The 12,336-nt window shown below is 40.4% G+C and carries 11 protein-coding genes; 8 read left to right on the forward strand and 3 right to left on the reverse strand.

The window, feature by feature from the left end:
- The first annotated feature begins 3 nt into the window (after positions 1-3).
- The 6 genes from HM131_RS10685 (at position 4) to nth (ending at position 4,629) form a co-directional block, all read left to right on the forward strand.
- Complete coding sequence (locus HM131_RS10685; RefSeq protein ID WP_085029749.1) at positions 4-174, forward strand: YpmA family protein; 171 nt, start codon at positions 4-6, stop codon at positions 172-174.
- Positions 128-661 carry a cell wall elongation regulator TseB-like domain-containing protein gene (locus HM131_RS10690; RefSeq protein WP_232324761.1) on the forward strand — a complete coding sequence of 178 codons (534 nt, stop codon included), beginning with the start codon at positions 128-130 and terminating at the stop codon, positions 659-661. Before HM131_RS10685 ends, HM131_RS10690 begins: the two co-directional genes overlap by 47 nt.
- A gap of 19 nt (positions 662-680) precedes the next feature.
- Positions 681-1,865: a pyridoxal phosphate-dependent aminotransferase gene (locus HM131_RS10695; RefSeq protein ID WP_085029751.1), complete on the forward strand. Its 1,185-nt coding sequence runs from the start codon at positions 681-683 to the stop codon at positions 1,863-1,865.
- A 21-nt stretch (positions 1,866-1,886) separates the two neighbouring features.
- Positions 1,887-3,179, forward strand: coding sequence for an asparagine--tRNA ligase (asnS, locus tag HM131_RS10700; protein ID WP_085029752.1), 1,293 nt, complete (start codon positions 1,887-1,889; stop codon positions 3,177-3,179).
- An 88-nt stretch (positions 3,180-3,267) separates the two neighbouring features.
- Positions 3,268-3,963 (forward strand): DnaD domain-containing protein, encoded by a 696-nt coding sequence (locus HM131_RS10705; RefSeq protein WP_085029753.1) that lies wholly within the window; start codon positions 3,268-3,270, stop codon positions 3,961-3,963.
- Between the two features lie 9 nt (positions 3,964-3,972).
- Positions 3,973-4,629 carry an endonuclease III gene (nth, locus tag HM131_RS10710; protein ID WP_085029754.1) on the forward strand — a complete coding sequence of 219 codons (657 nt, stop codon included), beginning with the start codon at positions 3,973-3,975 and terminating at the stop codon, positions 4,627-4,629.
- 35 nt (positions 4,630-4,664) lie between these two features.
- Here nth and HM131_RS10715 read toward each other — a convergent pair whose 3' ends face one another.
- Both HM131_RS10715 and recU read right to left on the reverse strand, forming a co-directional pair.
- Entirely contained in the window at positions 4,665-7,355 is a 2,691-nt protein-coding gene (locus HM131_RS10715) for a penicillin-binding protein 1A (RefSeq protein ID WP_085029755.1), read from the reverse strand.
- A gap of 17 nt (positions 7,356-7,372) precedes the next feature.
- The gene (gene recU, locus HM131_RS10720) at positions 7,373-7,963 is read right to left on the reverse strand and encodes a Holliday junction resolvase RecU (protein ID WP_085029756.1); all 591 of its coding nucleotides are present in this window, start codon (positions 7,961-7,963) and stop codon (positions 7,373-7,375) included.
- Between the two features lie 516 nt (positions 7,964-8,479).
- Here recU and HM131_RS10725 point away from each other — a divergent pair.
- Together HM131_RS10725 and HM131_RS10730 are read left to right on the forward strand one after the other, a co-directional pair.
- A complete protein-coding gene (locus HM131_RS10725) occupies positions 8,480-8,746 on the forward strand; it encodes a hypothetical protein (RefSeq protein WP_085029757.1) in 267 nt (88 codons plus the stop codon).
- A gap of 55 nt (positions 8,747-8,801) precedes the next feature.
- Entirely contained in the window at positions 8,802-9,155 is a 354-nt protein-coding gene (locus tag HM131_RS10730; RefSeq protein WP_085029758.1) for a YppE family protein, read from the forward strand.
- A 27-nt stretch (positions 9,156-9,182) separates the two neighbouring features.
- Here HM131_RS10730 and HM131_RS10735 read toward each other — a convergent pair whose 3' ends face one another.
- Entirely contained in the window at positions 9,183-12,242 is a 3,060-nt protein-coding gene (locus HM131_RS10735) for an efflux RND transporter permease subunit (RefSeq protein WP_085029759.1), read from the reverse strand.
- Positions 12,243-12,336 lie beyond the last annotated feature (94 nt).

Genomic DNA, 12,336 nt, shown 5'->3' on the forward strand with positions numbered 1-12,336 from the left:
AAAATGGATAATAAAATTGAAACATTATCAACGGTACGAATTAAAAAATCAGACGACTTGTATAAAGTTGTAGATTCTTTAAATCGAACTTTGAAAGAACAAAATCTAATGTTTGGGTTGGCTCTAGATGATGAGGACGATCAAACCGCAGTCTTCACAATTTATCGTACCTAGGTGGGTGAAGTGGACATCGTTGACCCTTGCTGTGTTGGTTACTATTTTTCTAATCTTTTTTGCATGGATGTACTTCGAAATCAATCAGGATCGTACAGCAGGTCAGGAAGAAGCTACTAAAATTGCCTTGGAAGAAACAAAATTGTCTGAGGTTGATCAGGTTACAGTTTACCGTGGCAAACAGACGGTACATATTGTAGAAGGAAAGTCCACACAAGGAGAACATGGACTTGTCTATATCGATCTTAAAGAAAAGAAAGTTCTCGAACAGCTCTTTAAGGAGAACGTCATGTCAAAAGAAGTCCTAAAACAAAAGTGGAGTCAGAGTTGTACAGGTTGTGATTTTAAATATATACAATACGCATTTGAAGAGAATCAGCCTGTTTATGAAATGAGTTACATTGATGAAAAAAACCGGTATGTTTTAGACTACTTTAAACTATCTGGTGAAAATTTTGATCAAAGATTTGCCTTTAGGCAGAATTAATTGAAGGAGTGAATATATAATGCAACTTGCTGACCGCGTTCAATCACTTACCCCATCAAGCACGTTAGCTATTACAGCCAAAGCAAAAGCTCTTAAAGCTGAAGGACATGATGTTATAGGCCTTGGCGCAGGGGAGCCGGACTTTAATACTCCATCCTTTATTTTAGAAGCCGCAAAACGTGCAATGGATGAAGGAAAAACGAAATATACCCCTGCAGGTGGAATTCCAGAATTAAAAAATGCCATTACGGCTAAACTTAAACGTGATCAAGAACTTACTTACACTAATGAGCAGATCATTGTTACAACGGGTGCGAAACACGCTTTGTTTACACTATTTCAAGTGCTGTTGAATGAAGGTGATGAGGTTATTGTCCCTGCACCTTATTGGGTAAGCTATCCCGAACAAATCAAACTTGCTCAAGGTAAACCAGTCATTGTAACGGCTGATGAATCAAACGACTTTAAGGTAACTCCAGAACAGCTAAAGCAATCGATCACTCCAAAAACAAAAGCTGTCATTATTAATTCTCCTAGTAACCCTACGGGAATGATGTACTCCAAAGAAGAACTGGAGGCTATTGGACAGGTTTGTTTAGAAAATGATGTACTTATTGTTTCCGATGAAATCTATGAGAAACTAATCTATACTGATGAAAATCATGTGTCAATTGCTCAGATTTCAGAAGAATTATATGATCAAACAGTCATTATTAACGGAGTCTCTAAGTCTCACTCAATGACTGGATGGCGAATCGGTTTTGCTGCAGGTAATAAAACAATAATTAAAGCGATGTCGAACATGGCATCCCATTCTACTTCAAACCCAACCTCTGTAGCACAATATGCAGCGTTGGCTGCTTACACGGCTACAGAAGAGAAAGTAGATGAGATGAAACGTGCTTTCAAAGAGCGTCTTGATGTATTATACTCATTGTTGGTCGAAATCCCAGGTGTAGAATGTGCCAAGCCTTCCGGTGCTTTCTACTTGTTTCCAAATGTAAAAAAAGCTGTGGAAACATGTGGGTACGAAGACGTCGATTCATGGGTGAAGGCGCTCCTTGATGAAGAAAAGGTGGCGCTAGTACCAGGATCCGGCTTCGGTTCTCCTGATAATGTACGCTTATCTTACGCAACTTCATTAGATCAGTTGGAAGAGGCGGCTAAGCGCATTAAAGACTTTGTTCAAAAACATCAATCATAAACGTTAGCTGGAGGTATTAGTGTGAAAACAACGATTTCTGAAGTATCAAAACACGTAGGAGAAGAAGTCACCATCGGTGCGTGGCTTGCCAATAAGCGTTCAAGCGGAAAAATCGCTTTTTTGCAACTTCGTGATGGAACAGGTTTCATGCAAGGAATTGTCGTGAAGGCTGAAATTGGTGAAGAGAAATTTCAGGAAGCAAAAGCTTTGACTCAAGAATCATCACTTTATGTTACGGGTACTATCGTTGAAGATACTCGTTCTCCTTTAGGCTTTGAAATGCAGGTGAAAGATTTCGAACTCATTCATGAAGCAGTTGATTATCCGATTACACCTAAGGAGCACGGGCCTGAATTTTTAATGGATCACCGTCACCTGTGGCTACGATCAAGCCGCCAACATGCCGTAATGAAAGTACGGAATGAAATCATTCGTGCGACGTATGAGTTCTTTAATGAAAACGGATATGTCAAAATTGATCCACCAATTCTTACAGGGTCATCCGCTGAAGGCACGACCGAACTTTTTCATACAAAGTACTTTGATGAAGATGCCTATCTTTCTCAAAGTGGTCAGCTTTACATGGAAGCAGCGGCAATGGCTTTTGGCAGAGTATTCAGCTTCGGACCTACATTCCGTGCAGAGAAATCCAAAACACGACGACATCTAATTGAATTTTGGATGATTGAACCAGAGATGGCTTTTATGGACCATGAAGACAGCTTAGAAGTACAGGAACAATACGTTTCCCATGTAGTTCAGTCCGTTCTTAATAACTGTAAGATCGAACTGGATACGCTAGGCCGTGATGTCGAGAAGCTAGAAAAGGTTCAAGCTCCATTCCCACGTATCAGCTATGACGAAGCGATCCAGCTTCTTAAAGAAAAAGGGTTTGAAGATATTGAGTGGGGAGAAGATTTCGGTGCTCCTCACGAGACGGCTATTGCTGAGAGTTATGATAAACCTGTATTTATCACAAACTACCCAGCAGAAATTAAAGCATTTTACATGAAACCAGATCCTAAACGCCCAGATGTTGTTCTATGTGCCGACTTGATCGCACCTGAAGGCTACGGAGAAATAATTGGCGGCTCTCAGCGAATCGATGATCTTGAGCTTATGAAAAAGCGGTATGAAGAACATGACTTAACAGGAGAAGCCTATAAGTGGTATTTGCAGCTTCGTGAATACGGAAGTGTTCCACATTCCGGCTTCGGACTTGGATTAGAAAGAACGGTAGCATGGATCGCAGGAGTTGAACACGTTCGTGAAACGATTCCATTCCCTCGTTTATTAAATAGACTATATCCTTAAGAACTTTGCAGTTTTTGAAAACACCGATCCTTCGCTTGCAGACGGCATCGGTGTTTTTTCCTGTGATATATGAAAAGAGGTGATCTATATGCCTAAATACCAGAGCTTTCAAAGCATTCTTGATAATCAAGTCATGGTCCCCAAACAGCTCTTGACAGATTATACGAAATTAGGTTTGGAAGAGACTGAGCTAGTTTTGATCCTGCAAATTCATCGTTACCGTACTGAAGGAAATTCCTTTCCGACTCCAGAGGAGCTGGCGAGTACATTAACCGTATCAAGTCAAGAGTGTTCGAAAATCCTGAGAAGCTTAATACAAAAACAGTTGCTTTCTATAGAACAGCAGCATAATGAACAACAGGTGTTAAATGAGTGTTACTCGCTCGAACCATTATGGGAAAAGCTGTTCACCTACACTCCTGTTAACAGTCCGGAGACCCCAGAATTTAATGAAAATATTTTTCCGCTATTTGAACAAGAATTCGGGCGTCCTTTATCTCCTTTCGAAATTGAGACGATAAACATTTGGCTGGATGAAGATGGACAGTCTCCAGCTCTCATTAAGGCGGCACTTAGAGAGGCTGTACTGATGAGTAAATTAAACTTTAAATACATTGACAGAATTCTAAGAGAGTGGAAGAAGAAAGGGATTCAGACTGTTCAGCAAGCACGAGAACACGGCAAACAGTTCCGTCAAGGACAAAACTCTAGAAAAGAGCAACCTGATACAAGGAAAAAACGTGATATCTCTTTATACTACAATTGGTTAGAGGAGGACTTATAAAACAATTCCATGTTAAATAAAAAACAAATTCGTTTCTGTTTAGACACGTTCGAAGAAATGTTTCCAGAAGCAGAATGTGAGTTGAACCACAGTAACCCTTTTGAATTACTGGTTGCTGTAGTCTTATCCGCTCAGGCTACTGATGCATTAGTTAATAAAGTAACTCCTGGCTTGTTTGAAAAGTATAAAACACCCGAAGACTATATTTCCGTCTCACTTGAGGAGCTTCAGGAGGATATTAAACGAATCGGTTTATATCGGAACAAAGCTAAAAATATTAAGAAGTTATCTCAAACGCTCGTCAGTGAGTTTAACGGAGAAGTTCCTCCAACGAAGAAGGAGTTGGAGAGCCTGGCAGGAGTAGGAAGAAAAACGGCGAATGTCGTAGCATCAGTTGCATTTGGAGAGCCAGCAATTGCAGTAGATACTCATGTGGAGCGGGTCTCTAAACGCTTAGGCATATGCCGCTGGAAAGACTCGGTGCTAGAAGTTGAAAAGACATTGATGAGAAAAATTCCCCGAGAGGAATGGAGTGATACTCATCACCGAATGATTTTTTTTGGAAGGTATCATTGTAAGGCCCAAAGACCGAATTGTGAAAAATGCCCATTGTTGATTTTATGCAGGGAAGGGCAGAAGCGCATGAAAAAACAAAAGAGCAAATAAAAAACGAACTCCCTATATTGGGAGTTCGTTTTTTATTAGGCAGCTTCATCTAATGGTGAGTCAGGGGAGGAGGGGGATTCAGTACCCGTACCGCCTTCTGCAGGTGGCTCAGTTTCACCAGTACCATCTCCGCCAGCATCGCCACCGGTATCTCCGCCGGTATCTCCGCCGGTATCTCCACCAGTGTCACCGCCAGTGTCTCCACCGGTATCTCCGCCAGTGTCACCGCCGGTATCCCCGCCAGTATCGCCACCGGTATCTCCACCAGTGTCACCACCGGTATCCCCGCCAGGGTTTTGGCCATTGCCTTCACCTTGGTTATCATCTTTTTCTTTATCTTTATCTTTATCTTTATCTTTTTCCTTCTCTTTGTCTTTCTTCTCTTTATCTTTTTCCTCTTCAGAACCTGAAGTCTGAACTTGAGTTGTTGCAGGCTCACTCTTCTGTGCATTTCCTTCATCGCTAACTGCAACTACTGAGAAAGTGTAAGTGGATCCAGGGCTTACATTTGTAATATTCAGGCTTGTATCCTTAGTTGTTGTCAGTTCTTTTGGCTCACCCTCATCAATCTTATAAGTGACTTTGAACGAAACTTCTTCAGTGTCACCATAAGACCAGCTTAAATCGATTGAGCCGTCTTCCTGATTGAATTTTCCAGATAGAGACTGAACAGGTTCGAGTTTCTGATATTCTTTAGAAACTTTCGAAGGCTGATTGTCCACGTGGAATAACTCCGTCACAATACGACTTTCTGGCGTGTACTCACTAGGAAGTTTTGCTGGACGTGAACCTTCTTCTACCTCAACCTTTGTCACAGTTTCTGGCTGCTTGAAATCTGGTGTTTCTTTCCCTTCTGAAAGCTTAGCCATAAGTGGTTTAAATATTTGTTTTGGAATATCTTTCGCTTGTTGTGATAACCCAGTGTTGATATCGTTATACCCTGTCCAGATGGATATGGAATAATTCGTCGTATAGCCATTGAACCAGGAATCTGGAGCAATTTGCTGCCCTTCTACTTCTCTGTTGGTCGTCCCAGTTTTACCTGCTTCAGGAAGGCCAGGCACGTTAGCTGCAACCCCTGAACCTTCAGACATGGTCGTCTGCAGCATATCAGAAATCATGTATGCCGTGTAACTGTCCATAGCTGATTTTGGTTCTGGTTTTGTGTCGATTGTTTCTTCACCAGGGATTTCGATTTTACGTACGGTGTACGGTTTGTTATAAACACCTTCGTTTCCGAATGCCGCGTATGCGCCAGACATTTGGAGCGGATTAACGTTCGTTCCGCCGCCTATAGCATCACTAAGCACCATACCGTCCTCAGGGAATTTAATTCCTAATCCTTCAGCAAATTCTTGAGACTTGCTGATCCCTGTTTCTTCAAGGGTTTTCAGAGCTGGTATATTTAATGAACGACTCAAGGCATACCGGGCGGATACCCATCCGCGGAATCGATTATCGAAGTTGTTCGGGGAGTACCCATTCCCAAAGTCTGTTTCTTCATCATTGATTTGATGGTACGTAGAGATCTTATTATATTGAATAGCAGGACCGTAAGCAGTAACAGGTTTAAATGTAGAACCAGGCTGCCGTTTAATGTCCGTTCCGTAGTTCAAGTTTCCTTTCTGATAATTACGGCCTCCACCTATTGCTCTTACTGCACCTGTTTGTGTATCAGTTACAGCAAGTCCTGTCTGTAATTCTTCATCAGGCCAGGGAATACCGCCTTCGTCACTAAGTAACTGTTGCACTGTATCCTGAGCGTTAGGATCCAAGGTCGTATAAATTTTCAGACCATCTTCATATATATCTGCGCCATCCATTTTGGCTTTAACTTCTTCACGAACCTGTTCAATGAACGCGTCGTAAGGTGTTTCTTTTTCAGCTTCTTGCTTGACAAGCATATCTTCAATCTTCGTTTTTCTAGCTTCGTCAGCTTCTGCTTGAGTGATCTTACCATGATGGACCATTAGGCTTAACACGGTATTCATTCGATCTTTTGCCAAATCAGGATTTTCAAAAGGGTTGTATCCTGACGGTCGTTGAGGCAGACCTGCTAGAAGGGCAGCTTCTGGAAGTGTTAATTCACTCAAATCTTCTTTTCCGAAATAAGTGTCTGCCGCTTCTGCTACGCCGTACGCACCAGATCCATAATAAATTTTGTTCAAATACATTTCTAAAATCTTGTCTTTAGAGTAATTCTGATCAAGTTTAATTGCGAGATATTGCTCTTGAACCTTTCTTTCTAAGGTTTTCTTATCTGTTAAAAATGATTTCTTTACAACCTGTTGAGTAATGGTACTAGCACCCTCAGCTCCGAAGCCGCTTGTGACGTTCGCCCAGATAGCAGCGAGAATTCGTTGGAAATCGATTCCGAAGTGACTGTAAAACCTGGAGTCTTCGGTTGCAATGACAGCATCCTTTAGCACGTCAGGCAAATCATTGTACGTGACTTTCGTTCGTCTTTCTTTACCGGATAAGTCAGCAACCAAATTATCATTCATATCATAGACTTTTGATGAAAAAGGATCGGATAATTGCGCTTCATCAAGTTTAGGTGCACTAGATATATAATAGGCAAATAACCCTCCAACACCGACGAGCAATACGAGACCGATGATGAATAGGGTCATTATAATCTTTTTAAAGCTAGGCTTGCCTTTTCCTTTCTTGGAAGTCTGCATTTGTTTTCTTCTTGCTGATCGTGATTGGCTATCGTTGGCCATTTTACATTTCCTCCAATTCAAAAATAGAGCTTATCCAGGGCTTTGGCATAATCGACTCTCGCCTGGTAATGAAAGGGGATACGAACGCCCTCTAACTGTACTTGATGATATGGAATCGATTTTCTGCCTCCGCCCATTTGATCATCCCAATAATGAAATAGTTGGGGGGAAGGGAGCAAGTAGACTTCATCCAATGGAGCAAACTTGATTATCATAAAACAAATTCCTCCATGATCATGGACAGCCTTCATATGATCAATTTGGTGTTGGTGTACGTTACTTAAAGGAAAAGAGGTTTTATTTCGAGTCTCTTTTGCCTCAAAGTCAATGTGTTTACCTCGATAAACCCCATTAAAATCAGTTGTAGATGCTTGCTTAAAATATGCTTCTTTGATGACGGCTGCACTACGCTTAGGATAATCTACATTCACAATTTGGACGGGGGTCGGCTTTTTATGGACCACTGCGATCCCAGCGTTTAAATAATATTCATTGGTCACATTAATATCTTCTTCTAATGACATCCCACGGTTGCTAAAATTTGGTTTGCTGCGATGCTTAGAAACGTTCATCTTTTTCGATGCGCGTTTTCCATTGGGATAATTCAAACTCCATCCCTCCCTATTTCCATGAGAGTATCATACCAAAAAATGAAATCAAAGGACATTTTTTTGGTTCAAAAACTTAGACGTTTGAGGTGATAGAAGGTTTCATGGATTATCCCATTAAATGTGACAGTTTTATGAAAAAGCTAGGTTGTAAATTCTTGTGTGATATTACCCTAAATCCTTTGGGTTAAACACCAATTATTTTATTCGAAATTAAGTTGAAATTTATGGGGATCAATTCTAAAAAAACTGCTGCTATAAGCATAGCAGCAGTTCAGATTATTTAAGTAGCCGGACGGTTATCACCAGCCAATTTAGGATTGTCTGTTTTAGCAGGAGTCGGTTTTTTATTGTTTCGTTCCTTATTCTTTTTAGCCATAGTAATCCTCCTTTTCTGTCGAAGGTTCCAGCCTATAATGACTGGTTTTGTAGCTTTAGTTCTAGTCTTGTCATCATGGAAGGACTTATACATATTCTGAAGAATTTTAATGTACAACGATTAGGGAGGCGATCTGGATGATCAGAAACGGTGTGGTCACCCCGGATGAATTTGAAGAATTATTGTTTCAATTAAAAGAAAAGTTCACACTTATGGAAAAAAGACTGTCATTAAAAACCGACGAGATCGTTTTTACTATGGCTATTGCTCATCGCAAGGAAACGGATCATTTAAAAGAAGACGTCCTCCAACTACGAGAACAAATAAGAAAACTGGAAAAAGAACAAAAGGCTAAGTACCTTGAGAAAATTGCTTACCAGGCAAAGAGAAGGTCGGCTGGCTAAGGTTTGCTGTTGGTTTTCATAACGTGGTAAGGTAAAGGAAAAAGGTGTGTTCCAATTGTCCCTTAAACAACATACAGAAGAATTAAAGCAGCTTATAGACCAGCGACACATTCAGTTTGTTGAAACGGAAGGTCCAATAGATAAGAAAGACCATTCTTTCTTTGACAAGGTAAAAAAAGAAACGAAACCAATGTTCAATCTAAATAACACTTGGAGGGATGAAGCTGAAACTTTTGTCAAGAATAGAAAAGCTAAGGTCCATCCCAATCAAGTTAAATCGACACATGAAAATATTGAGATGATTATCTTGCACAGTTATTATTTGGATATACACAGGAAACGGTTTAAGGAATTGTTTCAGTCTGCGCACTATGTTCTGGATATGATATTAGATGATTTGAATAAGTAAAAAAGCTCCCTCGATAGGGAGCTTTTTTTATGTTGTTTTTTCCTTCGGTCGTTTTATTATCAAATAAAAAGCAGGAACGAGTAATAAAGTAAGCGCAGTTGAGAATATCAATCCAGCTACAATGGATACAGCCAATGGTTTAAAGAGTACATCGCCTGTAAAGATAATTGGAGTTAAGGCCGCTATTGAAGTTAAGGAAGTCAGGACAATTGGACGGATTCTTGCACGTCCAGCTTCAATCACAGCTTCAATCACGGAAGAATACTCTGCACGGTTTTGTTCAATAAATTCTATTAAAATGACGGAATTTCTAACGACAATTCCAGAAAGAGATACGATACCGAGTGTCGCTAAGAAACTCAATGGTTCTCCGGATACAAACAAACCAATGATGGCACCTGTAATTGCCAGGAACACGGTTCCTGTAATGAGGAGTGGCATCAATAGCGAATTGAATTGAACGGCTATGGTCAAATAGATAAGAAATAAAACGATAACAAACAGCTTAGAAACTTCTATAAAAAACTCTGTTTGAGCATCGGTTTGACCAGTTTCTACTAAGGAATAACCTTCAGGAAGCTCTTCATTAATGGTCTCTACTACCTGATTTGCTTCACTTGAGAAAGCTTGTTCTGATCCTTCTTTTGGATAGGCTTCGATTGTAATCGTTCGTTTTCCATTGAGGTGAGGAATAACTCCAACTTGTTCGAACTCTTCTGTAGAGATGATTTCATCAAGAGTGAAGGACGCAGGCGGCTGATTACCGCTTTGTGATTGACTCATTACGTTTAGATCATCTAAGTTTACTCCTTCAGGATCGCCGTCATTAAGAATAACCTCAATTGGTAAGCGTTCCACTCCATTGTCAAAGGTACCTAGCGGAATACCCGTGTTAGCTACTTGAATTTGCGAAGTGACTTTGTCAATAGGGATATTGTTTTCTGCTAATAGGTCTCGATCAGGGTTATAGCGAATAAACGGCTGGCCGCTGCCTGCATTAATTGTAGCCAGTTCAGCTTCTTCAATCTCTCCTAGCTTCGTCTTCGCTTGATTGGCTTCTGCGATTAAAGTCTCCAGTTCCGGCCCTTGTATTTTTACTTGTACCGGGGGAGAAGGCGGTGGACCTGACACTATGGTCTCGAGGAATACTTCAGCATCTCCAAATTCTTCTCTTAAAGGTTCCTCCCACTCATTAATAAATGCAGTGGCACTAGTTTTTTCTCTATCGACCCGCACGAGCACTTGACCTGTATTTTCACCGGAACGCTGTAGACCTGAACTGAAAAGGTTAGGTAACCCTGCTCCGGTGTAAATAGCCGACTCTGTTATGGTATCCTCGTTTTCTTTTAAGAAATCCTCCAATTCTTTTAACTGCTTTTCGGTTTCTTCAATTGGAGTTCCCTGGGGATACTCAACAGAGATTGTAACTTCGGGTCTGTCAGCCGCTGGAAAGAACTCAAAAGGAATCTTAACAACAAGTAGAGCAAGAAGTGCACAAATGACTAACCCAGTAATAGAGGTAATCCAAGGTTTCTTTGTTATTTTTGGTAAAAGAGTGTCTGCATAAAATCTTTCCAGCCAATTAAACAATCCACCAAGCAATCCTTGCTTCGCTGTTGTTTTTTTCCTTCTCTTCCTTCTAGCATATTGAATCGTAGGAATAAAGGTTAATGCCATAACGGTCGAGGCGAGTACTGTAAAAATAAGTACAGAAGGCAATGCCCGTATGAAATCTCCATTTGTACCCGAAAGAAATGTTAAAGGAAAGAAGCTGAATATGATCATCAAAGTTGATGTTACAATGGATTTTCCAACTTCTCTTACGCCTCGAATGGTTCCTTCTAATGGTTTGTCACCGAGTTGAAACCTTCGTTGAATGTTATCGTTGACTACAATGGCATCATCTACCAGAATTCCGATCGCTATAATCATTCCGATAATTGAAATCTGGTTCAAATCTACTCCGACATATGGAAGAGGAATTAAACCAATTATGATTGAAATAGGAATTGCCAGTGCAACAAGGAAAGCAGATGAGATGGGTAAACCAAGTACCATGATAATAATTACGGCTATAAGTGATATGGAGAAAGAACTAATCAGATTGGTAAAGACTTCTTCAATGATCGTGCTTTGTGTATAAAATTGATCAACGGTTACTGAAGAGGGCAGTTCTTTTTCTAGATCTTCCACCTTTGCCGTAATTTTTTCTTGCAAAGAAGAGATGTTGACGCCTTCTTTTGCTAAGACTGTTAGAGATAACGCTGCTTGTTCATCCACTGAAATTAAATCATCAGCTTCTTTATTTGTAACTGCGATTGATCCTACGTCTTTTAGAGTTACTGGTTCTCCTTCTGGTGTAGAACTTACTGAAAGCTTTTCAAGCTCCTCTATCTCAGAATACTTGTTGAAAATCAACTGATAAATTTGTTCACTTTCTTGCTGAGTACCAATAGCTGAAGGTGCAATTTCTTTGTTAATCGCTTCAATGACTTGGAATGGAGCCAGTTGGTTCTCCTGCAGTTGTTCATTATCTAACTGCACAGATACTTTTTGTTCAGGTAGACCTTTAACTATAAGCGATTCAACACCTGTTATACCAGTAAGTTCTGTCCGCCACGTTTCAATTTCATCCCTCAAGTCATAGAGTTCCGCATTTGAGTCGGCCAGTAAGTGATAGGAGGCCACAGAGGAAGTAGTCAAGTCGGTATTGACCTCGGGGTCTTGTACTTCATCCGGAAATCCCCGTGAAACGTCCGAAACGATTTGTCTTATTTTTGAATTGACGGTATTTGAGTCTGCTTCTCCATTTAATGTAGCTGTTATTGTACCGAATCCGGTGGTTGAGGCAGATGTAACTTCATCCACTCCTTGCACATTAAGGAGCTCTTCTTCAATGGGGTTTGTTACTGTCCTTTCCATTTCTTGTGGAGTAGCTCCAGGATATACTGTAGAAATAGAGGCTACGTTAACATTGATCTCAGGAATTTCCCGCTTAGGCAGCTGAAAGTAAGTAAATATCCCCGTAAAGATAAGAAGCACAATAAAAACCCAGACGATTTTATTGTACTGAAGTAACTTCTTCATTAAGTTTCCTCCTTTGTTTATAGATGAATGCATAATTTCTCGATTCTGCTTCTTAAGTATAAATTTTTTTGACACGTGTGTCATTTATTTAGTT

The sequence above is a fragment of the Halobacillus mangrovi genome, assembly GCF_002097535.1.
Classification (GTDB): Bacteria; Bacillota; Bacilli; order Bacillales; family Halobacillaceae; genus Halobacillus; species Halobacillus mangrovi_A.

Excerpts from the sequence above, each read along its gene's own strand:
- HM131_RS10685 (WP_085029749.1), top strand. The coding sequence starts at position 4 with ATGGATAATAAAATTGAAACATTATCAACGGTACGAATTAAAAAATCA.
- HM131_RS10695 (WP_085029751.1), top strand. The coding sequence starts at position 681 with ATGCAACTTGCTGACCGCGTTCAATCACTTACCCCATCAAGCACGTTA.
- HM131_RS10735 (WP_085029759.1), bottom strand. The coding sequence starts at position 12,242 with ATGAAGAAGTTACTTCAGTACAATAAAATCGTCTGGGTTTTTATTGTG.
- HM131_RS10715 (WP_085029755.1), bottom strand. The coding sequence starts at position 7,355 with ATGGCCAACGATAGCCAATCACGATCAGCAAGAAGAAAACAAATGCAG.
- nth (WP_085029754.1), top strand. The coding sequence starts at position 3,973 with ATGTTAAATAAAAAACAAATTCGTTTCTGTTTAGACACGTTCGAAGAA.
- HM131_RS10690 (WP_232324761.1), top strand. The coding sequence starts at position 128 with ATGATGAGGACGATCAAACCGCAGTCTTCACAATTTATCGTACCTAGG.
- HM131_RS10725 (WP_085029757.1), top strand. The coding sequence starts at position 8,480 with ATGATCAGAAACGGTGTGGTCACCCCGGATGAATTTGAAGAATTATTG.
- HM131_RS10705 (WP_085029753.1), top strand. The coding sequence starts at position 3,268 with ATGCCTAAATACCAGAGCTTTCAAAGCATTCTTGATAATCAAGTCATG.